This window comes from Bradyrhizobium vignae (assembly GCF_900324035.1).
Classification (GTDB): domain Bacteria; phylum Pseudomonadota; class Alphaproteobacteria; order Rhizobiales; family Xanthobacteraceae; genus Bradyrhizobium; species Bradyrhizobium vignae.
Genome location: NZ_LS398110.1, coordinates 1,780,781 through 1,805,951, shown reverse-complemented (window position 1 = coordinate 1,805,951; position 25,171 = coordinate 1,780,781). Strand labels below are relative to the sequence as shown.

The following is a 25,171-nucleotide window of genomic DNA, read 5'->3' as shown; positions in this document are numbered from 1 at the left end:
TGTCTCAAGCCTGACTGAGGACGACGACTTTCGCTTCGCCAAAATCCGGCGCGTCGGCACGAGCGCATTCGAGATACTCGTCTATAGCGCCGGAGCGACTGGCTCTCCCCTTCCCATCCAACTCGCCTCCCAAGGAACCCTGTCCGTCGTGACGATATTCGGGCTGATCTACAGTTTCCTTCGCGAAGTCCATCCGCATCTGCCCGAGAACCGCGTTTTCGAGGCTCCGGGAATCGTCATCGTGGACGAGGTCGACGCTCATCTACATCCCAGCTGGCAGCAAAAAATCCTTGCGATGCTGACCTCGACCTTCCCTAACGTGCAGTACATCGTGTCAGCACATAGTCCGTTCATTGTAGCCGGATGCGATCAAGGCGAAGTCTCCGTCTTGCGGCGACAGTCAGAAACCGGTCTATTTCAACTGGACCCGTTATCTCAGGACTTCTTGGCAGCGAGAGCCGGTGACATCTACAAGCAGGCGTTCGAGGTGGCCGAAGTCGATCGGCTGTATCTCGAATATTCGGCAAAAGCATTTTCAAGTGATTCACTCGAGCACGAAATCGACGCTCTTGAGAAGCTGCAGCCACGATCTGAGACTCAAGACGCACGCTTGGATCAACTGTATCGCGAACTGCGACTGGTGAACCGGGCTCGTTCTGTGCGTCAAGAACGGCTGGAAAACGAGCGCAGCTCCGCGCGAATACAGCGGCTGGAAGCTGAGATCGAACGACTCCAAGCGGTCTTACTTGAGCAAAACGCGCCAAAGCAAGGCACCAAAGACGCTCCAGGAGAGCAGGCGTGATGCTTACCGCCGCGGACAGAGATCAGCTGATCGGGCTTTACGCCCGGCATTGCGTCGCCGACATCGATTTGGTGGTGGAATTCCGGGACTTGTGCAAACACCTTGGTGCAGATTTGCACTTTGCTGCGGAACGCGATCGGGTCGAGCGCGCTAAAATCATCGTGGAGGAGGCGCTGGAGGACAGGCCACTGACGGAGCGGGCGATGGTCCAAGAGGCCATTAAGCTTCTTATAAGCACAAGAGGTGATCCGCAGCTGAGAGACCTATGCCACCGTTTGATAGCTGAGGGATACAGCGGCCTGTGGTCTCCGTCGCACAGGATGGCTTTCGACGCCGCCTACCAGAAGGTACAACTCAAGAACGACTTCTTCCTGTCATTCACCACGCGAACGGGATCGAACGTGGGCGAAAATCCGATCAATTTATGCTACAAAAGCTTCATCGTCTCTGAAATCGGCATCGACGCTTTCAAGAGATCGGACAGGTCAAAGACAAATCTCCTGGCGCTCGCCGCTCATCGCCTCCTTTCACAGGCGCGCATCTCGGGGTTTTATTTCCCCCATTCACAATACGACGGAGCGGATACGGAACAGAAGCTGTTCGACGAAGCCGACTCTTCATTGGTCTTTGTCCAGCTGGTTCAGCCGGTCATGTTTGATCGGCCGCCCAACGGAGACAACTACTGCTTCGTGGAATGGAGCCGGGTCTGGTCTCGCATGAGCGAGAGCGAGCGCGACCTAAATATGATCTTTGTGGTCGCCGCAAACGATCGTACGGAGCTGAAAGCGATCTACCCGTTCATCGAGTATCGGGCTTGGCATGACGACGTCTTGAGAAGGGATGCGCCCTATCTGCCCGAAGTCCAGTTCGCAAACCGGCATAAGGTTCTCTACATTAAGAGCACGTTCCGGGAGCAGCTTGTCCGACAAATCCGAGCCGCATGGTCCCGCCTCATAGACGATGTGCCCGATCACTAAGGCATATTAAGCCTCACATAAGATGACGTGCCGACAATGTAATTGTCGTTGCCGCTACAAATCAATCCGGTTGATCAACTTCGAGATTAGGACGTCAGAGCCGCATCGCCTCGAGTTGAGGTCCGCTCGAGCGTTTCGCGCGCTCCTGTTTCTTCACCCACGCGAGAGGCAAGAACCAGCAGTGATTCCAGGCAGGAAGATCTACGTCGAAAGGATACCCGCTTTGATCCTAGGGAGTGTCGACGAATAACGCTCGCTCCGTAGCCAATCCTCGATCCGCTTTTCTCGAAATGTAAACGAAAACCAGTTCCAGCAGAAGTCAACCATTAGGTTCACTTCAAGCAGCAAATACCAGAAATCCTCGGGTACAGGCCCCGTGCGAAATTCGAAGTCAAACTTACCACCTGGGCCTATCGATCGCGGCGCTTGCTGCGCCCGTCGACACACCGTCCTTTCAAGCAACCGCTTATAGGCGCGCTCGGCGGTCGACCGCGAAACGTTGTTCGGATCAGACAGAAACGCGAATGAATAGACCCACTGTGGTTGCGACGTGATGTTCGTGTACGAAACCCTTGTCACGAATTCTTGCCCCGAACGTACGGCGACTACATTAGTCGCTTGCCGATGCATTGGGCTAACATGCTCTACGACGAGACAGCGTGGACAGATCACTTGTCGCCGCTCCGAATACTCAACGGAGATATTCTGGCCCAAATAGCTTAGCCGCCGTTCGATGAGCCGTTCGCCGCAGACTTGACAACAGGTGTCAAGCTGCTGGGCTCCTTCGGGGCCGTACATCTCGTCGAGCTGTTCGCCGACTGCGTAGAACCCGCCCGCTTCCTCCCACGCTTCACTCAGTCGTAGGGTCGCCTGCTTTAGGGAAATGCGTTCATTGGGCGGCCGAATTCCATCAATCAATCCTTCGATGTCTGATTCGGATCTGCCCGCGCGCGATAGGGATCGGATGTCTGCTCGAGCCAACCACGCCATATCTCGTCGGAACTGACTGTGCGGCTCATTGTTCTTCTGGAATCCGAAATTGGCGGCATTGCTAACGAACCCGACGTTGGCGACGAAGCGCCGTAGCAGCTGTGATACTTCTTTCGCCTTAGGATCCGGACTAGAACCGGCGCTCTTCCTCGGCGTGGCTCGATCGGCGACGAGTGCGCGAGATTCCGGATTTCCCAGCAGCATGAATGGGCGATAGTCCACACCTTCCGTTGCCGCGTGATTGTTCAACGCGCGGACGATGTCTCCCATCGGCATCCCATCCGACGTCAAATCCAAGTATAAGTTCAGCAGATTTGGAATGTAAGTTTGAACATGCGTGCTGCAGATCACGGTCTCTGCACGACTTGTTAGAGCGATGGACAGGGGAAGCGTCAGATAAGATCCCAGCTCTGGCCACATGAATGGACTATGGCACGATTGAAGAAGCCAATGCCGAGCCCGCACGTCACGAGGCGAAAGCCGGCCCAATTCGGGTGCACTAATCGTGGGGTGGAGACAGCCCATTCCCACAAGGCAATACGATTGCCTCCCCTCCGTCACCACGGCAAGTGATGTGAAATCATGTCTTGAGATTTGCAGGGCAGCGTCGTCGCGGCTAGTGATCGTTCCCTCCGCTTCCGACCTGCGCCTCAACTTGACGATGGTTCCTGCGAAAGGTACCGAAGGCTCGCGATAATCGAAATCAAGACCTCTGCTCGAATAGAGACCGACGGTCGAGGCTACCTCGGGAACTCCGGCGCTCGGCGCCAACAGGCGGGCGAAGGAATCCTCATGCTGAGGATGGTAGGGGACAATCCCTACAGGGACCCGACCGCCACTTCCTCGCTCGAGGAGGTCAGCCAGTCTATTGTCAATCTGAAAGAGTTCTCCGACGACAATTGCTGGCTCTGTGTCGGAGGCCAACTTCGCCTCCAATTCGGCGAGCGTGACGGCCGCAAAGCTGAACTGAAGCGACTGGAGCAATTTGCCGGCCGCGTTCGAGAGGCAAAGTATTCGCATCGAATTTCATCCGCAAAGAAAGAAAACTACACCTGGAATATCTCTTCGCCTCTCAGCCAAAGTCCATCGAATTCCTCTTTTGTGGCGTGGACGGTAGGTACATTGAATTCAATTTCGTTGATGCCCGCCGGTGAGAGGCGACCGACGGCAATGTGGCCATAGATTCCGAAATTTGGTGGCGACCGGTCTTCGTCCCATTTTAACACCCGAACCTTGACCCCTTGCTTAATCTGGGCGTTTAGGGCCGATCGTCGCTCTTCGTCGAACTCGTCAAATGTTTGTTTGCCCATTCGTAAGATGAATAGTCTGAAGATATTTGGGCTGGCCGAGGCAAATAAAAAGTCCTTCGACTCAGGCCGAAGGACCTCTTCATCGGTGGCTGTGGCCCTGTATTCGTGGACCTGACGCCTCAGAAGATCCATTACGACATAGCTATCCTTCTTGGCTGTGACGATCTTTCCCTGCCGTACGACCGACAAGATGTATGCCAGCTTTTTCTGAGAGGACCAATCTTGTCGCCCCCTGATCATTCTGCCGTACATTGCCCAAAATCGATCATCGATCGGGCTGCCATCGAAAGTCACACTCTGGAGGGCTTGGCCAATCAAAGTGGAGTACAGCCTATCCTCCGCGTATCCACGCCCAACCGGGAAAAGAGGCTCCAGGCGAGATAGCGTATCGAACGAACACGCGGACAAGGTCTCGTTGTCGAGAGTCAGCCCATCCTCTTGGGCATTTCGAAAATCAATGTGATGAGCGTCCCAATCCACCGATTCACGACATTCAAAGACCTGATCCGGAGCTCCCGCGCACGCGGCGACAATTGATCCGACGGCGACGCGTAGGTCACTCGCTCTCCTAGGCTCCGTCGCGTGGTATCGGTGCAAAGGATCTGGAAGCTCACGGACGGATAGGCCATTGATACAGATAGGAACGATGGTCGGCTGCGGAGCATTGAAGAGAGCTGCTCCGAACTCGAGCAGGGCGAAACTTGCCTTGAGCGAGCTCGGCGATGCGAGAAAAACAACAACCGCAGCTTCAGAAAGGCGCACGCGTATGCGCTTCAACCAGTCGATCCCCAAAGGTTGGGCATTGGCATCGGACGAGACAAAGACCCGTACTTTGAACGGTGCGGCCTCGACGATCAGGTCCTTCAAAAGTACCGCAACCTCCTTGTCCTCATCGGCATGGCTGACAAAAACGAGCGGACCATCTTCGGACATCAATGCTCACTCCAACCTAAATTCACCAGAGTTCAGCGCAATATTTTCGAGTTTTATCAGTACGTTGCAATCTTAGGAAGATCAATTTCGTTGCCTAGAGCGATGGACCAGCCTTTTGCATGAGAGCTGCGCACACGCCTCGTTTGATCGAGCCTCTGTTGCTTCGCCAATTCCGCAACGATCTGCTCATACGTCCACATGAGCGACACAGTCGTGGTGCCGACCGCGAATCTCCGGCAAAACCGGCACCGACAGGTCGATGCACGCATCCAGCGTGATGCGCCGAACCGAGTCCTCGCGCCGGCCGATGTAGAGTTCGTGACCTTCGCGTCTTGCACAAAGCCGCGCCGGTGCGTTGTCCTGGTTTCCCCAATTCCGCAAAGTAGCAAGCGACAGAACCGAGACGAACCTGCGGCAATCGGCGACGACATCGAGCACCTCGCGGCCAACCATCATTCCACGTTGAAACGCCCTGGCCGCGGCTTCGCGCTGGTCATCGCTTGCATTCGCGACATCCGACGCCAAGTCGATGCCTTTGAGATGGCGGATCACCGTGTTGACGCTAGGCTCGGTGCGCTTTCGCGCCGAATCGATCAGCGTGTATCCTTCTACCGTCGCGTAAGGCACAAAGATCGGGCCCCGCGCCGTTTCCTCGACAACTTTCAATTGTCCGCCGTCCCGGACGTGCTGCCAAAGGTCGATGCCGATCGCCGGACGCAGGCTGTCACCCTGCTGCTGTTGAAGGCTGTCGACTTGCCGAGCCAAGGGTAACGATTGCTCCAGCAATTTGATCGCCGCATGTCGTTTTTCGATATTCTGCCTCAGATAGGCGATCGTTGCTTCTCGGCGCTGACGCTCATCCAATTCTCGGACAGCGAACTCGTGCCCCTCGGGTTTTAAGGTGCGAAAGCAATCGCGCCCCATCAGGCGGATGCAGGCAGTGCGAGGGAACCAGGCGATGAAACCGATGCCAAATTTCGGATGTCGCGGCGTGCAGCAAGGACACGGCGACTCAACACCCTTGGGAAGCTGGAAATCGGCGACGTATCGGATTTCTAAGGCTTCATCGGCCGTGGGCTCAGAATGTGTATGTCCGTGCCAAGCCCAGGGCGGGTGACGTTTTACTCACTCCCGCACTTCGGCGACGATCTCAACGCCTGGAAAGTCGGAAAATAGCGGCGGCTAGGAAGGCCTCGGCGGGAATCTCGATCGGATCTGGCAAGGTCTCGTCTCGTTGATTCGGAGGGGAGTAAATTAGCCCCTCGCCCTCGTTGAGTCCTCAACAGCGCGCAAACGTTACGTGCAAATGCAGTCTGCGGCACACCTCTGATGGCAGATCAATTGAAGGATTCGAACACCGAGCGAACAAGGTTTCGATTGCCGCTGAGGCGGAAGGGCGTCGCTACGGAATTTGCTACGGCATCGTACAAGGATTCGCGCGAGAGCCGTTCTCTTCAGACGCTTGATTTATCTGGATTTTTGGTAGCGGGGGAGGGACTCGAACCCCCGACCCCAGGATTATGATTACTCGCCTCTTGCAGTCGTGGGCGCGCGTACAGCGGTTTGGCGCGAAAAATCTCGAAAAAATGCCGCCGGACCGCTCCTGCCCCCGTTTCCGCCGACCGCTTTTTTGGACTTCGATGGTACGGCGATGGTACAATTACCGATCCTTCGTCCGAAAATCCGAAAAAGGGAACGGTAAAATGGCGTCCGAACGGCTCGACCTGACCCCGGAGGTCGTCAAGACCGCACTCAAGCGCGCGGTGGAGGGCCAGGAGGGAATCCATGATTTCTGCGACAGGCTTCAGCCCTATCTCGTGCTGCGGGTCCGCGGGCACTCGGCGTCCTGGCTGGTCAAGACCCGCCTCCGGACGCTCAAGATCGGCGACGCCATGCCGCCTTCGACCGCGACCAAGGTCCCGCAGCGGCGCAAGCGGGGCAGCGCTTCCGGCGAACGAATCCTTGGACTGCGCGAGGCGCGCGAGGCCGCCAAGCGCGAGTGGGCCAGGATGGGCAATCCTACGGACGACGCGGGGGAGACGCCGGCCGGCTGGACGTGGGGCAGACTGGCCGAAGAGTACAAGACCCACATCGCGGGCATGCGCGAGGATTCCTCCGGCCGCCCGATCTACCCCTCGGCCGAGACCCAGAGCGACGTCCGGCAGATCTTCGGCCGCAAGGAGGTGGAGGAGCACGAGACCCGCCTGCTCGCCTCTCTCGACGAGAACTGGTTCGAGGAGGTCCAGGAGACCCTTCACGAGGAGTACGGCTACGACGCCTACAGAAAATTCCGCGCCTACGCCCAGGCGGCCCTGAACTGGGCGGCGGCGTTCAAGCGCAAGGAAAGCGGCCTGCTGGGACGCAAATGGTGGCTGCTCGCCGAGCGGCGCCGGCGGACCAAGGACGAGATCGAAAAGAAGGTCGTGCGCGACAAGGCTCGGGCCAAGAAGAAGGACGACTTCAAGGTGGAGCATCTCGGCATGCTGCTGGCCGAGCACGAACGCTTCTGCGCCTCGCGCACCGGCAACGAGCGCATCTCGCCGGGCGTGCGCTGGGGACTCTGGTGGGACGCCTTGACCGGCCACCGCCGCGGCTCCGGCACCTGGATCGCCCAAGAGGATCTCGACTACACCGATCCGCGCGGCGAGCCCGGCTGGGGCCTCGCGACCTGGCAGCCCGAGGTCATGAAGACCCAGAACCCGTTCACTCTGCCCATTCCGCAGCTCGGACTGCATATCGCCGACTGCTGCAAGCGGGATTGGACTCGGGCGGCCGAGCGGGCCGGCATCTGGAACCGGACCAGCAAGTGGGTGTTCGCCTCGCGCGTGATGCAGTCAGAGGCCGGAGACATCGCCGTCTCCGGGTCCGCGATGGCGAACCATCTGCGCAACATGCGCGGCCTGCGCCAAGGCAACCATCGCGACGTGCTCCGCGGCATCCCGCCCTTCTCCATGCACATCATCCGCTCGACCATGGGTGACTACATCCTGGACGAGACCGGCCTCCCGCCGGGCACCGCATCTCTGATGATCGGCCACGAGATCGCCGGCGACCGCCGCAACGAGCTCGACCGGGTCGGACAGACGGGAAAACGCTGGTACTTCCAGGCGCAACGCATCCCGGAAAAAAAGGCGGCGATGGCGTTGTGGTCGGAGGCGTTGCTCAAGGCTTTCCGTGCTGCGGGCGGGATCTACCCGGACTAGTCATGCGCGACTCATGGCGGTTACGGGGCGCAACGGTTGGTGCGGGGCCCCTCCTCTCCCGCAAGGAGAACCAGTCAGGGCGTCTCGGTCGATCTCGTAGCGACGACGAACGCCATCGAAGTCACGCCGATGCCGATGGCAGTCGCGGGCGCCGCGTTCCGCCGAACTACGGACCCGCAACTTCCAAGCTCGTTTGGGCGGCCAGATCGTAGATTCTCACGCGCAATTTGGGAAACCTTCGGATTATCTCCTTTGCGCCACCCATGGCGCCTTCGAGAGTGTCGAACGAGGTCTTGAGATGTCCATCCACCTCCAGAGCGAAACCGGACCGAGGCAATGGCGAAGCCGACGAGCGCATCTTGTCTCCGCATAGACGTGACCCGAATTTCCTAAGGTGAGTCGACCCCGTCCGACAAGCGCGCTCGCGCGGCGAAAAGTGACAGCCTAGGCGACGAGCCGCTCGTTCCGGCGGTCGCACGCCTTGGCGGCTCGCCTCGCTGCAGAGGCGGCGCGAAGCCGAGATTTCGACAGAGCGTCGTCACCAGGGTGCCGAGCTCTCTGGCGGCCGTTTTCTCCGACAGGAGGGACGTCGATAGGCCCATCCACTGGGCGGCAGTTAGAGAATACACGAGTACGCTCGGGCGCGTCGACTCAGGTACCGAGCTCACGGTCGACTCGGGAAATGCGACGCGTCCGGCCTTGATCACGGGTCGCAACGTCGAGCTTTTTGCGACGCTGACCGGTAGGCGATCGCAAGTGGGGAGTATCGAGGAAATATTCGGCGACAAAGGGTTCGGCAGACTTACCCCGGCCTTTCGTTCCCGGAGAGTTGGGAAACGACGATAAAGAACGACGGGATGCCGAGGCCATCCAGCGATGCAGGCCCACATTGGATGACGATGCCCTGGATCATGGGTGGACGTAATTTCGGGCCCGCGTCCACGTTCTTTTCGTTGTACTCGCGAAGATGTGCCCTGAACGCTTCGAGGACCTTGTGCGCGGTGGAGCGAATTTTTCCAACTGGCGAACCCATATCGAGTTTGCCATGGAACCAGCGGCCGTCGTCGCAGGTGATACGTTGCTTCCAGTCCTTCAGATCGACTAGCAGAATCCGATCATCGATGACCATGACGGCATCGATCTCGCGGTACTGCCCCGGGCCCGACGAAGATCTCGAGATTCGTGTAGGCGTACCACTCGTTCGGCAAATGCCGAAGTTGACCATCGGTGGACCTCGCGCGCATGGACGCCTTGTCCTTGATTTCTGATGTCCATGCCGCCCCCCCGTCCGCAAGGCCGTATAGCATGCCGCTGTGGGAGGTAATGCTCCGAATTGCTAATTGCGCATGAATCAGCCTCTGGTCGAATCGAGACCCCGTCGACACCAAGGGATATCAGCCAACGACAATTTTTTCACCCGGACTCTGCGGCGTCCGCGGCGACCCAGCGCGACGATGAACGTCAGAAAGCTCGCAGGCTTTGAAGCCCGCGTTTAGCAACAATTCGAAATCAACGCGGGTCGAACTTTGTCAGTCGCCACCGCACGAGGTCGTCGGCCCCTGGCCCAGCTTGCGGCCGGACGTCTTTCAACCGAACGATCTCGCCTGACTTATCGTCGACCAATGCGACCTTGACAGGACGACCGCTGTTCCTGTTGATGAACTTAAGCGGTGGGCCCGCGTCGCCTGCTACAGCCCACTTGTCTCCGACCTGCGCAAGCGCCTGAATTACCAGAGCGGTGTCCCACCCCTTTCGCGTGAGGACGTATTCGTAGCGATCCGGCCCCGTCTGGTACTGCCGCCTTTCGATTAGGTCGTTTTCTTCCAAATGTCCGAGGCGGTCCGACAGCGTCGCGTTCGTAATCCCGGTCGACTTCCTCAATTCCTCATACTTGCTCAGCCCCAGCGAGAGATCCCGCAGGATCAACATGGCCCAGCGATCGCCGACGGCATCCAGCACGCCAGCAATCGAGCACGTCATCCCTTCAAAGCCTTTTGACCGCATCGCCTTGCCTCGCAAATTACTCTGATTATTAGAGTAATTCGATCGCCTGCGCAAATCCTCAAAACAGCTTGCCTTTCAATCACTCTGATCATTAGAGTTTATCGATAACGCAACGGAGAGACGTCATGGCCGACCTGCGCGATCTGGTTCTTGAGGCGCACGGCGCCGCGAAATGGAAGCGGTTCCGGCAGATCGAAGGGGATATGTCGATCGTCGGCCTTCTTTGGGCGCGGAAGGGTTGGCCTGACGTGCTGAGGAGTGTTCGCGTAACGGCCGATATTGCCGAACAGCAGCTCAGCTACCAGCCATTCACGGCCGACGGTCTGCGCAGCTTCTATCGTCCCGACCTGGTCGCAATCGATACTCTGGATGGCAAGCGCCTTAAGCAGCGGAGCAATCCGCGCAATGCATTTGCGAACCATACGCCGGCTACACCCTGGGACGATCTCCACCTCGCCTATTTCAGTGGCTATGCGATGTGGAACTACCTCAATACGCCCTTCATACTCGAGCTGCCTGGCTTTCTGACCGAAGAGTTGGAGCCATACGCCGAAGGACATCAGACTTGGCGCCGACTTAAGGTCACTTTTCCGGACTCAGTCGCCACGCACTCCCGCGAGCAGGTTCTCTATGTGGACGACAACGGCTTGATTGCGAGGCTCGACTATTCGGCTGACGTCAGCGGCGGCGTTCCAAGTGCGCATTTTACGTCCGGCTATCTGGAGTTCGAAGGGATTAAAATCCCTACCAGACGCCGCGCCTTCCTGCGAAACGCCGACGGGACACCGATCCAGGACGGAGTCGTCGTGGCCATCGACATCAGCGGCATCAGATTTTCCTGAGGCCGGCTAAACGAGAGCGGCGGCCGCCGAGGGCGGGGCCTTGCAGGCCTTTATAGGAAAGCGTGCGTCAAGGCGCTTTGCCCGTGCTTCGAAGCCGCGAAACCGGCGGGCCGCCCGATCAGATATCGTTGCATTTCGTCGCAGCCCTCGTGCAGCAGGAGCGACATCTGCGCCCCCGTTTCAATTCCCTCCGCGAGAACGGGCACGCCAAGTCCGTGGGCGAGACCGATGACTGCCCGCACGATCGCCAAAGCCCGGTCGCTGCGACCTAACGACGCGACGAAGGATCGGTCAAGCTTGATGCGGTCGAGAGGGAACGCCTCCAGATAAGATAAGGACGAATAACCCGTTCCGAAGTCGTCGAGCGCGATCAGGATCCGGAGCGCCTTCAGCGATTGCATCGTCTTTTTGGCGCGCGAAAGATCTTCGATCAGGACCCCTTCAGTGATCTCGAGCTCGAGCCGTGAAGCCGAGAGCCCGCTCTGCCGGAGCGCCGCGGCGACCTGCACATCGAGGTTTTCGCGGCGAAACCGCGCCGCAGAGACGTTGACGGCGATCCTGAGGGGCTGCTCCCATGACGCGGCTTCCTTGCAGGCCTCCGCCAACACCCAGTCGTCGATCTCGGCGATGGAGCCACTCTTCTCCGCAACCGGTATGAACTCCCCGGGAGGAATGGTCCCGCGGAGCGGATGCCGCCAGCGCACGAGCGCCTCGTATCCGTTGATGGATCCATCCCGACCCTGCTGCGGCTGATACTCCAGGTAGAGCTCCCCCCGCCCGATGGCGAGCCTCAGATCGTGCTCCAACGCACGGCGGTCACGCAATTGTTGGTCCATTGCGGCCGTGAACAGGCGAACGGCGCCCCTGCCCTCGTGCTTCGCGCGATAAAGAGCGGCGTCGGCATTCGCCAGCAGTGACACGGCATTGTCGGCATCTCTAGGAAATAGAGCGATTCCGATGCAAAGATCGACCTTTAGAGAGCGGCCGTCGACCTCGATTGGTTGCTCGAATGCAGCGCGCATCCTCCCCGCGACCAACTCCGCTCCGGCCGGAAGCGGCAATTGGTCCGCGATGCCGATAAACTCGTCGCCGCCGACGCGGGCGACGTAGGACCCTTGCGCCGCCTCCTGGAGCCGCCGAGCCCCTTCCCGAAGCACGGCGTCTCCGATCGCGTGGCCGAAGACGTCGTTGATCTCCTTAAAATGGTCGATATCGATCCAGAGCACGGCGAACTCGCTGTCCCGAGCCCGTTCGATCGTCGAGGCGAGATGCCGATCGAGCGCGGCTCTGTTGGGAAGTTGGGTGAGCGCATCATGGCAAGCCAGATATTCCAGCCAGCAAGACGTCCTTGAAGGAAGGCGAAGCGAGCGTGCCGTCCACGGAATTCAAAGGCGGCAAGAGTTCTCCCGGTTTACCCTTTTATTTCGGGCCGTGCCCACCGAGCGGAGAAAAGCCCACCCTATGTGTTCACATTGATCGCCACCGATCTCGAACCTGGCACTTTGCCCTCAGGTCTGACGCGCAATGAACTCGGCGAAGCGTTAAAGGGACACGTTCTCGGTGCGACCAGCTTGGTCGCGCGATACGGACATTGATCTTCTTGCGCGCCGCAAACCTTGGCCCTTCAGGGCCGGATCGAGGCGCGTCTTTGATTGTCGATATATTGCTTCACGATTGCGAGCGGGCGCACCGCAGGAGATCGTAGAGTTAGCTGGGGCTGCCAGCTGTCCGCATGCGAATTTTGACCCTTATCTTTCGATCAGCGCTGCACGGGATCTCAGCCATGCTGCTGCAATGCATTTCCCCGCGCGGGCGATTGCGCGCCTTGTAGTGACATCGGCCTTCCTCGCGGCTTCAGATTGGACCGACTGCTCCCGTCCGCTAAGGGGAAGCCTGCGGGGTGCGTGGCTCCCCGTTCGGAACAGGAAGGATGAACGAGAAGCGGGCACCTCCCGAGAGGTTCACGTTTCCGGCGCGGATGAACCCGCCATGCGCCTCCACTATCGAGCGGCAAATCGGAAGTCCCATGCCCATTCCTTCTTGCTTCGTCGTAAAGAAGCTGTCGAACAAGTGGGCAAAGTGGTCAGGATGGATGCCGGGGCCGCTATCTTCGACGATGCAGGTAATTTTATCGTCCGCGACAATCGTTTGAATCGTAATTTTACGCCGAGAACAATCTCGCTGCGCCAACGCTTGCGCTGCGTTGATCGCTAAGTTCACGATCACCTGCTGAAGTTGCGTCCGGTCCGCAAGGACTATGGCTGGTTCAGCAGACGCGTTATGGACTACGGTGACGGAGCGCGCTTGTAGCTCGTATCGAATGAAGAGAAGCGCCTCCCGGATGATTTCGTCGAGAGATACCAGATTGCGCTCAGGCGGGCGATGCGCTGCCATGGAGCGGATTCGGGCGGTAACATTGGCGGCGCGATGTGCATCCTCCATGATCCATCTAATCGACTCTCGCGCTCTGTCGATTTCTGGCTGAGCCGTTTCAAGCCAGCGCAAACCGGCGTCTGCATTCGCGGCAATGGCCGCAAGCGGCTGGTTCACCTCGTGAGTGATGGAGGCCGTGAGTTCACCCAGCATCGAAACGCGAGCCGCATGCGCGAAATCGCTCTGTACACGCTGCAACATCTCCTGCGCGCGATTGCGTTCCGTAATATCGATAACGGCGACCATGCTCGTCCATCCGCTGAGGTGAGGCGGATAAGCGATCGTGAAGAGCGCATCGAAGGTGCCGCCATCGATCCGGCGCAGCTTGCATTCAGTCCAGTAATGAGGCTTCTGCGCGATGCCGCTCAGCATCGCTTCGGTGAAAGCGCTAGTGCTTTCGTCAGGCCAAAAAGGCTTGAGATTACCTAGCAGCTCCTCCTTATTACCTCTACCGAAAAGAAGTACCGTGTGATCGTTGACGTCCACCACACGCGCTGCCGTCATCATTTCGGAGACGACCCGAGGGTTCTCAAGGAAGTACTTGCGGAAATCCGAGACGCCAGAGTTGCGCAGCGCTCGCAGTCTCTTATTTGCCTCCGAGAAATCGAGCTCCCAAAACGAAACCGCCATGGCTTGGAAGAGGCTCCGGTAGCGAGCTTCACTAAGCCGCAACTCCTGTTCGAAGCTCGTGGTTTTGGCTTCGCGCCCCGTTTCCACGATCTGGATGGGAGTACCCGCCAGATCGCGTTGCACCGACAGCCAAACGTGCACCAACATTTGATTGCCGCGTGCCGATTTACGCTTTACCTCTCCTTGCCAACGGCCGGTCGCGACGCAACTCGCTTCGATATCGCACGCCGATATGGGATATTCGCTATCAAGAAGGGCATCTGCCAGCTGGCCCATCGCAGCGTCACGAGAGTAACCGTACAAGGTTTGGGAGGCTTTATTCCAAGCTCTTATGCGGCCATCAAAGTCGCGAACGAAGACCGCCTGCTCGACATGATCGAGTATTTCGAAGGACTCAGATGTCATTTCAACACCGTGAGTTCGCTTGTGCGCTGGCCCGCCTAACGGCCGCCAGTTAGTCCATCAGCGCACTCGCTCAACGATTTCATGGCAAACTTCAGCGCCCACCGCGCCGGAGCTGAATCCACCGCCGTCCGAGCGCCACCGGTGATGGTTACGTAGATCGCTGAATCGACCGCGTCCAGAATATCCTGATGGAAAGGCTCGGCAGAACCCCAATGGCGCCCTGCCTCATCACTCTGTCTCATCGGAGCATCACCCTGATCGGTTGTTAGAACGATAGAGAGGTGATTGCCATCGGCAAGCTTCTCGTTGAAGGGAAACTCTTGCGCAATCCAGAGGAACGCGTCTACGGCCCACGAAACCGAAACCGGCAATCCATCTTATGCGGCGACCGTGATCGACAATGCAAACAAGCCTCGACGTTCACTTCCTGCGGGGTTTTTGAGCACCGACCTTAGCATGCCATCTGGTTCCCACCAATGACTTCCAGAATTCAAGGACGCTAGGCGCTAAGCAAAAGTCTCTCCCTCGAGTATTTTGCGCCGCAAACTTGCTTTGAGCGCCACTTTCGCTGCTGATTGTCTTCACCCTCTCCTAGCGGTTGTAGGACTTTCGCCAGTGCTGAACGTTCTCACGTGCCGGAGAACGAGTAACGTAAAGCTCGCCTGTAGGCTTGCTTTGGCGCCGTCCTTCAACGTGGAGCGCAGGCAGGCCGCCTAGGTACGGCGGCACTCCTTGCCTAAGAAGCGCATTCTCCCCAAAGCTTAACATGTCTGAATTGCCCCAGCGAGAAAACAAGCTAGAATGGGATTTTCCCTCCTGGGGGGCAACTCATGTTCGACACGGCAACCACCGCGCTTTTGCGCGCCGCCCTCGACGAAGTCTGCGAAAGCGTCTCGCACCGCGAAATCGGAACACGTACTCATGTTGCAGCGAAGATGCTGGAAGCCGCCACCAGAGGCGAGCTTTCGCCAGATGGCCTGAGGCAGGTCGGCCGTGAAGCCTTGTCCCGCGCACCCACGATGTGGCGCTGATCGATCTGGAGGCGGGGGCGTGAATTTCCAGGTTACGGTCCTCAAGATTTTGGTGAGTTATCCAGATGGTTTTGCCGTCATGGAGGACCTCAAGCGCGACATGGCCATCCTGGCAACCAGCGGACGCGATTGGGCGGATCGGACCAAGCGCCTCGCGGCGCGGGTACCAGGCCTCGACATCTTTTCGCAGGGACTGGTCGAGCGCATAAGCGGGGGGTGGATGATCACGGCCAAGGGACGGGACGTGCTAGATTCCATGGAAGCCCGCCCGACCGTGGCCGAACCGATCTCGACGGCTCCGATCGATGAGGCTACTGAGCTGATGCGCCCGTCGGACCCGGTGCCTCCGCTGCGCCATTCCGCTGACCGTGCGAAGCGGCGACGCGAACGCCACGAACGTCGTCGTGAGGCTCGCGGACGAGCGAGGGCGAATGCTTCCTGAGGATCGACCGGGACGCAAAGGAAAAAAGCACCCGTGCGCCGGTCCTACGGCGGCGGCAAGGCGCGAAATTGGGAACTCGGAGCTGGCGACGGGTAAGGTAGCCGTGCCGCACAAAGACGCCGGCATGCGCATCGCCTTCGGCGCCATGGCCTTCCACCAGCACGATCTGATCCCGTGGCGGCTCGCTGAAGTGATGGCGCGATCGGCCGACATCGCGATCACTCTCTAGTGCGAGATCGCGCGCCGGTGCCATTAGGCGGCCAGGTGAGCGACCGCCGCTTCTGATATCGGGTCATCTCCGACGAAGACATCGAGTTCAGGACCCGGTCCGGTTGCGCGCCATCTCGACACCTCAGTGCATTTGGCCGAGCCAGCGATGCGCGTCTGAATTTGAGGCTCATCATGCAGCCGAACTCGAGCGCCGCTTGGCGCCAGTGCCAGTCCAGGTCGAGACGCCATGGATGGGCATGATCTCGACGGCGACGTAATGCTTCGTACAGGCTCGCGACCTCTTCGAATGTCGTAGCCTGGCCGACGCTGAAGCTGCCGCCCGGTCATGAGGCGAACGATCGTGGTGCGAGGATCGGAGAACCACCGGCTCGTAGTAGACAAAGAAACTTGTCAGGATCGTCGCAGCAACGTCGTCCCATCATTCCAAAAAGGTTTGGAACGCGTTCGTTTACCATCATTCGTCAAAATATTTTTTCCGATTGAATGCAACCTGTTACGCCGCCGTTGATCGAACGAGTCCTTGAAAGCTCGGTCGTGAACGCTTGGCCCCGTTTGACGTCGCGGGATACGGCATCCAAATTACTCCCACCGTCAACAACAGTGGGAGAGTGCGAATGAGCGTCGAAGAGAATCTGATCACGAGTCTGCTCGACGGAAGCGTCACGATGGAGACCGCCTGCGGCTCGACCTCGGAGATCGTTGCCGTGTGCCTGGCGCTAGGCCGTTACGACGAACTTCCAGATCCTTACCGCGCCAAGAAGGATGCCTGGGAACGCTTGGACATGCGGCAGCGCCGGATCGTGCGAAACTACAATCCGACATTCCGAGACCCGAAGTGGGACGGGCCGAGCGTGTACGGTTGATCTCGTTCATAACGCTTATCACCAAGCTCTTCGGATGGTGCACGAATGACTTTCGTTCCGGATTATAAAGTTCACTCCATCATGCCGGCGACCTGGATCGGCCCAAACGTGTTCTATGTGGCAGCCGACGAAGAGCGCGGCGTTCTGCTGCGGCTGGACGGCGACGTGTGGCGCGCCTGCTCGTCCGTCACGCAGGTGTTCGAGGGCGGCATCTTCGTCGCGCGCAAGAACATCGATCTGATCGAGGCAGGGGAGCGGGCGCTCGCGCTGGGGCGCGGCTCCGTTTTCCTGAGCCAGCTCGAGGAGGAGCGCACGTCCGCGAAGGTACGTGCCGCCCAGCGTTGGAAGCATCTCATCGAGCGCGGCGCCAGCGGGCAAAGCCCCAAAGGGACCGAATCCAAAGGGGAGTGGTTTCTCGTCGAGCTCGCCGGCACGCTCCTTCCCTGCGGAATGCCTGCTCTCGAATTGCTCGACCGCTTTTCGGCGTCTGAGCTAGAGGGGATCCGCGACGCCATGAGAATCATGGGTCCGGACGGCTGGTACTGGCCGGTAGTGACCCGGACCGCCGACGACGCGGCGTCGTCTCCCGAGTGAGGTGGACCACGGCATGGCTCGAAAAGCGAGACACGCCTTCTCGTCGGCGGAAATGGGGATCGGGGCGGCGATCTACTCCCGAGGTGCCCCTACCCACGACATCGATAGTTGCGGCGCCAGCGCCCTCGTTTCCTTCGACGAAGCTCGAGGGGAGTTGGGAAGGCCCGGTGACTACTCTCGGCCCTGAAGCGCCGAGTTGCGCCCTCGCCTCCACATGCATGGAGACAAGCCGGTCCGCGCTATGCGGCTTTCCGCATCGACGACGCTTTAGGCTACTCATTGCCTCCTGAACGGTTACGCGCTAGGCAGGATTCGACTGATCGCCGCATCCGGACCATGAAGAAAAGCAAGGGCAATTTGGCGTCGAGGCCACGCCTATCGGACGTCGCAAGCGTAGCTGGCGTCTCGTTGGGCGCCGCTTCGAAAGCCTTGTCGGCGCCGGACGCTGTCCGTCCAGCGACTCTTCGCGCCGTTCGGCGCGCGGTGGAAACGTTGGGTTACATCCCAAGTGGCGCGGCTCGCGCGCTCGCCAGCCGGTCGACGCGGATGGTGGGCGTCGTGCTTCCGACCATAAACAATCCAGTGTACGCGACCTTCGTCCACGAGCTTCAGAAGACGCTCGCCAGGCAGGGCCTGCATTTGCTTGCCCTGGCGCACGAATACGACAGGGAAAGCGAGATCCGACTCATCGAACGGCTGGTCAGCCGCAGCGTCGACGCGCTCATCATGATCGGGACCGACCACGACGACCGCACGACATCGCTTCTGAAGAAGATCGGGATGCCGCACATACATTGCTGGTCAAGCGACAAGGCGCCGAGACAGGGTGCGCTCGGATTCAACAACCAGGCTGCCATGATCAAGGTGGTCGACCACCTCGCAGACCTTGGTCACAAACGGATCGCGATGATCGGCGGCGAGACCTGGAACAATGAGCGCGCGCAGTGGCGCCTTCGTGGCGTTCAGAAAGCGGCAGCCGCTCACAAAATGGATTTAGTGAAAGTCGCGACAGTGCCCCTGACGATCGCGGGTGGTCAAATCGGATATGACCAGATAGATCCGGTGCGAAACAAGATCACGGCGCTGATCTGCGGAACCGACCTTCAGGCGGCCGGTGCCCTGCATGCGGCGCGTGCCGGGGGAGTGGCTCTTCCAGACCAGCTCTCGATCACTGGATTCGACGATATCGAGATGGCGGCCCTCCTCTCCCCCGCTCTAACGACTATTCGTGCCCCCATCGCAGAACTGGCGGTCACGACGGGCAATGCGATCATAGGCATGTTGCAGGGCGAAGGCATTCCGAAGTCGCTGTCGCTGCCTACGGAATTGATCGTTCGCCAGAGCACGGGCAGAGCGCCGGTTTGAGTCGGCAACCGCGAGATTGCGTGAACGAAATCTACTTCTTGCCCGGACGTGCTGCCGTCAACCTTTGAGAATTAGGTCGGAGCCCTTCTCCGCGATCGCGATCACACCTGCGTTTGTATTGCCCGAAATGACGGACGGCATGATCGAGGCGTCGACGACCCGCAGGGCATCGACGCCCTTGACCCGCAACTGGTCGTCGACGACGAGTCCCAACGCGGCGGTGCAGCTCGCATGGTACAAAGAACCGCCGGTCCTGCGCGTGTACTCGAGCAGTTGCTCGGCCGACGTGTTCGATGCCCCCGGCATCTCCTCCGCGGCGACGAATGGAGCCATCGCCGACTGGCGCATGATCGATCGGATCAGGCCCAATCCGCTGACGACCGCTTCTCGGTCCCCCCGCGTTCCCAGATAATTGGCGAAGATCTCAGGAGCGACCGATGGATCCGGAGAAGTGATGCGCACATATCCGCGACTTTCCGGCCGCAATTGACAGGCCGAGGCCGTAAAGCCGGAGAAATCGTGCAGCCGTGTCCCCATCGCATCAGTACTGAATGTGATGAAATGCACCTGGATGTCCGGTCTTCGGTCACTTGCTAGTTCCGTGCGGAAAAACCCTCCCGCGTATCCGGCGGAAACGGTCAGCCCTCCTTTTCTCTGCATCAGGTATTTCAGCCCCAACCGCAGAGTTCGAAGCGGGGATTTGAGGTCATCGTTCAATGTTACGGGCTTGGATGCCCGATAGACGACCCGCGCCTGCAAATGATCCTGGAAATGCTCGCCGACGTCCGGGAGATGATGGACGATCTCAATGCCGAAGCTGCTCAACCGACCGGCGTCGCCGACTCCGGAGAGCTGGAGAAGTTGCGGCGTATTGATGGCTCCTGCGCTGAGCACGACTTCACGCCGCGTAGATGCGCTCGCTACGCGCCCATCTTGCATCCATTCAACACCGACAGCCTTCCTCTCCCGGAAGATGATCCTTCGAGCAAGAGCTCCGGTTACGACCTTGAGATTCTTGCGGCTTCGGATGGGCCTCAGATATGCGACCGCGCTGCTCGCGCGCCGTCCTCTGCGGGCCGTCGCCTGGTAATAACCGGCACCTTCCTGCCTCTCGCCGTTGAAATCTGGATTGACCGGATGTCCGTCCTCCTTCGCTGCGGCGATGAACGCGTCGCACAAAGGATGCGGTTCCGTTGGATCGGACACGCTCAGCGGTCCGCCGACGCCGTGGTATTTGGAAGCGCCTCTCTGCTGATCCTCGGCCCGAATGAAATACGGCAACAGATCGTCGTACCCCCAGCCCACGTGGCCGGCCGCTCGCCAAGCGTCGAAGTCCTCGCGCTGACCTCGGACGTAGAGCAAGCCGTTGATCGAGGAGGATCCGCCTAGCACACGCCCACGCGGCTGAGCGATGCGACGCGCATGCATCTGCGGTTCGGGCGCCGTTTCGTACAGCCAATTGAGGCCAGGATGCTTGAAAAGTTTACCGTAGCCGAGAGGCACGTGGATCCATAGATTCCTATCTTCTGGTCCGGCCTCGAGTAGAAGAACACGGTTCTTCGGGTCGGCGCTGAGACGGTTTGCGAGCACGCAACCCGCGCTCCCTGCCCCTACGACGATGTAGTCGAAAGTTTCCATTTCGCTCATGACAGCTTTTCCAGCACCGACCGAGCAATAGCCATCGAAGCTGTGAGGCCCGGGGATTCGATCCCGAACAGATTCACCAAGCCGCGACGACGGTGTTCGCTCTCCGAAGAGATGACGAAATCTCCCGCCGGCTCGCCGCGGCCGGAGATCTTTGGTCTGATGCCGGCGTAGGCTGGGTGTAGCCGCCCGGGATCGATATTCGGCCAAATTGCGCGTGCCGCAGCCAAAAACCTTGGTTTTCGGGTGGCATCGACGTCGTAGTCGATCTCGTCGATCCATTCGACGTCGGGCCCGAAGCGAGCTTGCCCTGCCATATCGAGGGTAAGGTGGAGGCCTAGTCCGCCCGCCTCAGGCACCGGGTAGATCGGGCGGGAAAAGGGCACTCGTCCATCGTAGGCGAAATAGACTCCGCGCGCCAATCGCAACGGAGGCACATATTTCGCATCGAAGCCCTCGATTACGGATGCGACCTTCTGAGCGCCGAGCCCAGCGGCATTGACGAGGACCCGGGCCGATACGACCGCATCGTCCTCACCTCGGATCCAGATATCCCAACCGTCGCCTCTCTCGGCGACGCGCTCGACAAGCGTGTTGCGCGCGAAAACTGCTCCCCTTTCTTCCGCCTCTCCCAGCATGGAAAGCATCAGCGCATGCGAATCGACTATTCCGGTCGAGGGCGAATGAAGAGCGGCCGCGCATGTCAGCGCCGGCTCGAGTGCCTGCACGCTCCCTGGGCTCAGCAGACGCAAGTCGTCCACCCCGGCAGCCTCGCCTTTGCTCTTTAGCTCATCAAGCACGGCAATCTGCGTCTGAGTGGTCGCAAAGACCAGTTTTCCGGACTGACGATGCGGTACGTTTCTCGCCCTGCAATACTCGTAAAGCAGATGCTTGCCTTTGACGCACAAATCGGCCTTGTTCGATCCAATCGCGTAGTAGAGTCCCGCGTGCACGACTTCGCTGTTGCGGCTGCTCGTCCAACTACCGAAATGACTTTCGCCGTCCAGCAGGATGACCTCCCGGCCGGCCATGGCTAGTTCGCGAGCAATGGCGATTCCCACCACGCCCGCTCCCACCACGACTGCGTCGACTCGATCCGGCATATCGTCGTTTTTTCTCGACTTGAAGCGCTTCAAGTTCCATGTATAGGAAGGTGGACGGGAAGGCGCAAGTGGAGGCTTCTGCGATGTCTGAGCGTTTGGCGCGGGACGAACGCCGCAAAGACTTTCTTTGGTGGACGAAAATCTCGAGCCGTTGGGCCGACTGTGATGCCTATGGGCACGTCAACAACGCGACCTATTATAGCTGGTTTGATACGGCCCTTACTCTTCTGGCGATCGAGCGCGGAATTCTACGCGCTCCCGGTCAGACATCGATCGGACTTTGCATATCCAGCGAATGCGAATTCCTGGCTCCCGTTGGGTTTCCGGAAACTGTCGATATCGGCATACGATTGGGACGATTGGGAAATAGTTCGATCACCTACGAGCTGGCGATATTCGGCGAGGCCGCCGACAGGGCATCGGCAGTTTGCAAATTCACGCATGTCTACGTTGATGCCGACACGCGAGCGAAAGTATCGCTTACCGAAGGGCAAAGATCCGCGATGAGGGATCTGGTTCGGCTTTAGCGCTCGATGCCTTGCGCGCTACTCAGGAGGAGATGGAGCGACTCGCATGTTGCTGCGGGGCGACCGCCGAGATGACCACGAAGGCCTGCGCAAGCGGCCAGTCGTCGGTGATGGAAAGGTCGATCCGGGCCTCGAAGCCAGGCGGGGTCAGCTTTTCAAGCCGGGCTAGTGCGCCTCCCGTCAGCTGCATGGTCGGACGTCCGCCCGGCATATTCACAACACCCATATCTCGCCACCAGACACCCTGGAAGATGCCGGTGCCGAGCGCCTTCGAGCAGGCTTCCTTGGCGGCGAAGCGCTTGGCATAGGTTGCCACGACCATCTTCTCGTTCTTGGCCCGACGGCCGGCTCGGGAGCGCTCGACGTCGGTAAATATGCGGTCGAGAAAGCGGTCACCGTGCCGCTCTATGACCTTGGCGACCCGCGTGATGTCGATTAGGTCCGAGCCGATGCCGATAATCATGTCTGCGATCCGTTGCCAATGACGATGTCCCCACCACGAAAACCATTAGGGTGCATATCACGCATAACAACAGTCTACGCGGCCCGGATGCTGTCCAGAAAAGTATTGATCTGCGATCGGATCTCTTGCGTTTCCGAATCAAGGACTTTTCCGGCAGCGGTAACGTGTTGCGCGGCCGTACCCGTCGCATCCGCGGTCGCGCTCACGCGAGCGATGTTCTGCAGTACCTTCTGGGTTTCCGTAGCTGCGAGCTGCGTGTTGGCGCTGATGTCGCGCGTAGCAGTCCCTTGCTCCTCGACCGCCGCCGCAATCGAGGACGCCACGTCGCTGACCTGCCGGATGGTTTCCTCGATTCCCTTGATGGCCTGAACGGCTTCGTTCGCCACGTTTTGCACCGCAAGAATCTGCCCGGATATCTCGTCGGTAGCTTTGGCCGTCTGATTGGCGAGCGATTTCACCTCGGAGGCAACCACGGCGAACCCTCTTCCCGACTCTCCGGCCCGAGCGGCCTCGATGGTCGCGTTCAATGCGAGCAGGTTCGTTTGGCCAGCGATCGTCGTGATCAATTCCACCACCTGTCCGATCCTTCCTGCGCTCTCGGCCAGCCCCCGAACCGTGGCGTCCGTCTCGTTCGCTTGTTCGACCGCTCGAGCCGCAATCTCCGCGGCCTGCGCTGTCCGCTGGGTGATCGAGGCGATAGTCGCACTCAGTTCCTCGGAGGCGGACGCCACGCTTTGAACGTTGATAGAGGCCAGGTTGGACGCTTGTTCGGTCGATTTTACCTGCGCATTCGCCTCTTTGGAAATCGAGGACATGCTGTCGGAAGTGTCACGCATCTGGTCCGACGCTGATGCCAGGGACGCGAAACTACCTGCCATCTGGCGCTCGAACTCCAGAATTTGACGCTCCATCTCCCGTTGTCGTTCGAGCGTAACTTCGCCGAGGTGTCGCTGCTCTTGTTCGATACGCGCCTTCTCTACCGCATTCTCCTTGAATGTCTGCAACGCTTCCGCCAATTGGCCGATTTCGTCCTTACGGCCGGGAAAAGGGGTCTCCGCCGCGATGTTACCGTTGGCAAGTTCGATCGTAGCGTCCCGTATCTTCCGGAGCGGCAGAATTACGAATCCTCGCACTCCCGCGATGCATGCCCCCGCCAGCAAAGTCGCTGCGACCAAGAGGATCGATTGCAGAAGCAGGTTGCTGTGGGCGGCCGCGCTCCGCTCGTTGGCGCGTCCTTGGGCGGCCTCGAGTGCCCGCTCGGCAAGATCTACCGCCGTAGACAACCTCCCGACGCCGAAGTTCACCCACTGGGCGACGCTCATCTCGAGCTTCTCTCCCTTCGCAGGCGCCTCAAAGAGCCGGTCGCGCAGCGCGAGATAATCCTTGTCGAAGTAGCTCGACTTCGTCGCGGCTAGAGCGTCGCTGACCGCCGGGGCCACTGCAGTCCCCGCCACCACGCTTTCGATCGACGACCATGCCGCTTCGATTCTGCCTTTCAAGCGCGCATAGGTCTCTCTCTGGTCACCGCCAGGTGCGACGCCCTCCACGCTCTGCGAGACCAATATCGTCGCTTCACCGCCTACAATGCGGAGAAACCATACTAGTTGCTTCAATGTCATCAATTGATCGACGATCGGATCCCTGAATCTCGCCTGCGACGCAAGCTCGCTGGAAAGGCTATCGAGGCGCCCAAGCAAGCGACCCGTCGCTTCCGCGTATTGCTTTCCGAGCTCTGGCGCTCGCTCCGAGGAGGGCAATTTGATCGCCCGGAAGGCTGCGTCATCCAACTGAAGGACGGCTTCTATCTCTGCACGCGTCACGATCGCCGAGGTCTGCTGTGCGCCGACGGCCTCCACGTCTCGAGGCAGTTCGGTCAGGGCCTGAGAAAGCCGCGAACGCGCCTGACTAAGACCGCCCTCCAGAGCAGGCTCCAGAACCTGCTTATTCTCGAGATAACGACCCGTTATCGCGCGAACGGTGCGGAAGCTGTGCATGCTTCGGAATGTGCCCGAAGACGCTCTCGCTATCGCCGACAGCTGCTCGGCAGTCCGTAATTTCCCGTAGGAGTCGTACACGTCGAACGAAAGGACGCCGGCGACGACCGCGGACACGACGCAAATTATGGTCATCAGTACAGTCGTCAACGTGACGTGCTTCGACATAGGCCAGCTCCCCGGGTTTCCCAGGCTCAAGAAACATACAAAGTTCTAAAAAAGAACTAAATTTCTCTCAGACGAATGCGTTGAAGCAGCGGTAGCGCATCGCGGCTCACGACCCCACACGATACGCCGTGTCTAGGTCGCGCGGTTTACGCCAAGGCCTCGGTCGGATGGCTCAGAAACGAAAATGGCCCGATGCAGCCGCACTATATCCATCCAG

Annotated in this window: 24 protein-coding genes; 12 read left to right on the top strand and 12 right to left on the bottom strand. The window is 59.3% G+C overall.

Features of this window, described 5'->3' with window-relative positions:
- Nucleotides 1-10 precede the first annotated feature (10 nt).
- Together BRAD3257_RS08725 and BRAD3257_RS08720 are read left to right on the top strand one after the other, a co-directional pair.
- Nucleotides 11-802, top strand: coding sequence for an AAA family ATPase (locus BRAD3257_RS08725; RefSeq protein ID WP_122401527.1), 792 nt, complete (start codon nt 11-13; stop codon nt 800-802).
- The gene (locus BRAD3257_RS08720; RefSeq protein ID WP_145986985.1) at nt 799-1,779 is read left to right on the top strand and encodes a hypothetical protein; all 981 of its coding nucleotides are present in this window, start codon (nt 799-801) and stop codon (nt 1,777-1,779) included. The genes BRAD3257_RS08725 and BRAD3257_RS08720 overlap by 4 nt, the downstream gene beginning before the upstream one ends.
- Before the next feature lie 201 nt (nt 1,780-1,980).
- On the opposite strand, the gene BRAD3257_RS39240 is transcribed toward BRAD3257_RS08720, so the two are convergent.
- The 3 genes from BRAD3257_RS39240 to BRAD3257_RS08705 form a co-directional block, all read right to left on the bottom strand.
- Nucleotides 1,981-3,039: a hypothetical protein gene (locus BRAD3257_RS39240; protein ID WP_145986984.1), complete on the bottom strand. Its 1,059-nt coding sequence runs from the start codon at nt 3,037-3,039 to the stop codon at nt 1,981-1,983.
- Between the two features lie 776 nt (nt 3,040-3,815).
- The gene (locus tag BRAD3257_RS08710) at nt 3,816-5,012 is read right to left on the bottom strand and encodes a toll/interleukin-1 receptor domain-containing protein (RefSeq protein WP_122401524.1); all 1,197 of its coding nucleotides are present in this window, start codon (nt 5,010-5,012) and stop codon (nt 3,816-3,818) included.
- A 186-nt stretch (nt 5,013-5,198) separates the two neighbouring features.
- The gene (locus BRAD3257_RS08705) at nt 5,199-5,936 is read right to left on the bottom strand and encodes a hypothetical protein (protein ID WP_122401523.1); all 738 of its coding nucleotides are present in this window, start codon (nt 5,934-5,936) and stop codon (nt 5,199-5,201) included.
- Nucleotides 5,937-6,715: 779 nt separating this feature from the next.
- Between BRAD3257_RS08705 and BRAD3257_RS08700 the strand changes: the two genes are divergently transcribed.
- Nucleotides 6,716-8,215: a site-specific integrase gene (locus BRAD3257_RS08700; protein WP_122401522.1), complete on the top strand. Its 1,500-nt coding sequence runs from the start codon at nt 6,716-6,718 to the stop codon at nt 8,213-8,215.
- A gap of 802 nt (nt 8,216-9,017) precedes the next feature.
- On the opposite strand, the gene BRAD3257_RS39635 is transcribed toward BRAD3257_RS08700, so the two are convergent.
- On the bottom strand, nt 9,018-9,440 hold the full coding sequence (locus BRAD3257_RS39635; RefSeq protein ID WP_283809944.1) for a nuclease-related domain-containing protein: 423 nt from the start codon (nt 9,438-9,440) through the stop codon (nt 9,018-9,020).
- 284 nt (nt 9,441-9,724) lie between these two features.
- On the bottom strand, nt 9,725-10,219 hold the full coding sequence (locus tag BRAD3257_RS08685) for a winged helix-turn-helix transcriptional regulator (protein WP_122401520.1): 495 nt from the start codon (nt 10,217-10,219) through the stop codon (nt 9,725-9,727).
- A 125-nt stretch (nt 10,220-10,344) separates the two neighbouring features.
- On the opposite strand from BRAD3257_RS08685, the gene BRAD3257_RS08680 reads away from it, so the two are divergent.
- On the top strand, nt 10,345-11,061 hold the full coding sequence (locus tag BRAD3257_RS08680) for a hypothetical protein (protein WP_122401519.1): 717 nt from the start codon (nt 10,345-10,347) through the stop codon (nt 11,059-11,061).
- A 50-nt stretch (nt 11,062-11,111) separates the two neighbouring features.
- On the opposite strand, the gene BRAD3257_RS08675 is transcribed toward BRAD3257_RS08680, so the two are convergent.
- The gene (locus tag BRAD3257_RS08675) at nt 11,112-12,386 is read right to left on the bottom strand and encodes a putative bifunctional diguanylate cyclase/phosphodiesterase (RefSeq protein WP_244608000.1); all 1,275 of its coding nucleotides are present in this window, start codon (nt 12,384-12,386) and stop codon (nt 11,112-11,114) included.
- A 138-nt stretch (nt 12,387-12,524) separates the two neighbouring features.
- Between BRAD3257_RS08675 and BRAD3257_RS42175 the strand changes: the two genes are divergently transcribed.
- Complete coding sequence (locus BRAD3257_RS42175) at nt 12,525-12,656, top strand: YbhB/YbcL family Raf kinase inhibitor-like protein (protein ID WP_430648815.1); 132 nt, start codon at nt 12,525-12,527, stop codon at nt 12,654-12,656.
- 286 nt (nt 12,657-12,942) lie between these two features.
- Here the strand turns inward: BRAD3257_RS42175 and BRAD3257_RS08665 are convergent, their stop codons facing one another.
- Nucleotides 12,943-14,529, bottom strand: a complete 1,587-nt coding sequence (locus BRAD3257_RS08665; RefSeq protein WP_122401518.1) for a sensor histidine kinase — start codon at nt 14,527-14,529, stop codon at nt 12,943-12,945.
- Between the two features lie 35 nt (nt 14,530-14,564).
- Nucleotides 14,565-14,900, bottom strand: a complete 336-nt coding sequence (locus BRAD3257_RS08660) for a hypothetical protein (protein ID WP_122401517.1) — start codon at nt 14,898-14,900, stop codon at nt 14,565-14,567.
- 459 nt (nt 14,901-15,359) lie between these two features.
- Between BRAD3257_RS08660 and BRAD3257_RS08655 the strand changes: the two genes are divergently transcribed.
- From BRAD3257_RS08655 to BRAD3257_RS08625, 6 genes are all read left to right on the top strand, one after another.
- Nucleotides 15,360-15,560 (top strand): hypothetical protein, encoded by a 201-nt coding sequence (locus BRAD3257_RS08655; protein ID WP_122401516.1) that lies wholly within the window; start codon nt 15,360-15,362, stop codon nt 15,558-15,560.
- A 19-nt stretch (nt 15,561-15,579) separates the two neighbouring features.
- A complete protein-coding gene (locus tag BRAD3257_RS08650; protein ID WP_122401515.1) occupies nt 15,580-16,002 on the top strand; it encodes a hypothetical protein in 423 nt (140 codons plus the stop codon).
- Nucleotides 16,003-16,105: 103 nt separating this feature from the next.
- Nucleotides 16,106-16,231: a hypothetical protein gene (locus BRAD3257_RS41700; RefSeq protein ID WP_283809943.1), complete on the top strand. Its 126-nt coding sequence runs from the start codon at nt 16,106-16,108 to the stop codon at nt 16,229-16,231.
- Between the two features lie 616 nt (nt 16,232-16,847).
- Nucleotides 16,848-17,096, top strand: coding sequence for a hypothetical protein (locus tag BRAD3257_RS08635; RefSeq protein ID WP_122401514.1), 249 nt, complete (start codon nt 16,848-16,850; stop codon nt 17,094-17,096).
- A 45-nt stretch (nt 17,097-17,141) separates the two neighbouring features.
- Nucleotides 17,142-17,690: a hypothetical protein gene (locus BRAD3257_RS08630; RefSeq protein ID WP_145986983.1), complete on the top strand. Its 549-nt coding sequence runs from the start codon at nt 17,142-17,144 to the stop codon at nt 17,688-17,690.
- Nucleotides 17,691-18,026: 336 nt separating this feature from the next.
- A complete protein-coding gene (locus tag BRAD3257_RS08625) occupies nt 18,027-19,055 on the top strand; it encodes a LacI family DNA-binding transcriptional regulator (RefSeq protein WP_122401512.1) in 1,029 nt (342 codons plus the stop codon).
- A 57-nt stretch (nt 19,056-19,112) separates the two neighbouring features.
- Here the strand turns inward: BRAD3257_RS08625 and BRAD3257_RS08620 are convergent, their stop codons facing one another.
- Both BRAD3257_RS08620 and BRAD3257_RS08615 read right to left on the bottom strand, forming a co-directional pair.
- Nucleotides 19,113-20,702 (bottom strand): GMC family oxidoreductase, encoded by a 1,590-nt coding sequence (locus BRAD3257_RS08620; protein ID WP_122401511.1) that lies wholly within the window; start codon nt 20,700-20,702, stop codon nt 19,113-19,115.
- Nucleotides 20,699-21,802: an NAD(P)/FAD-dependent oxidoreductase gene (locus BRAD3257_RS08615; RefSeq protein WP_122401510.1), complete on the bottom strand. Its 1,104-nt coding sequence runs from the start codon at nt 21,800-21,802 to the stop codon at nt 20,699-20,701. The genes BRAD3257_RS08620 and BRAD3257_RS08615 overlap by 4 nt, the downstream gene beginning before the upstream one ends.
- Nucleotides 21,803-21,885: 83 nt before the next feature.
- Here BRAD3257_RS08615 and BRAD3257_RS08610 point away from each other — a divergent pair, with 83 nt between their 5' ends.
- Nucleotides 21,886-22,329: an acyl-CoA thioesterase gene (locus BRAD3257_RS08610; RefSeq protein ID WP_160118781.1), complete on the top strand. Its 444-nt coding sequence runs from the start codon at nt 21,886-21,888 to the stop codon at nt 22,327-22,329.
- A 22-nt stretch (nt 22,330-22,351) separates the two neighbouring features.
- On the opposite strand, the gene acpS is transcribed toward BRAD3257_RS08610, so the two are convergent.
- Nucleotides 22,352-22,792, bottom strand: coding sequence for a holo-ACP synthase (gene acpS, locus BRAD3257_RS08605; protein WP_122401508.1), 441 nt, complete (start codon nt 22,790-22,792; stop codon nt 22,352-22,354).
- Between the two features lie 74 nt (nt 22,793-22,866).
- Complete coding sequence (locus tag BRAD3257_RS08600) at nt 22,867-24,954, bottom strand: methyl-accepting chemotaxis protein (RefSeq protein ID WP_122401507.1); 2,088 nt, start codon at nt 24,952-24,954, stop codon at nt 22,867-22,869.
- Between the last annotated feature and the right edge of the window lie 217 nt (nt 24,955-25,171).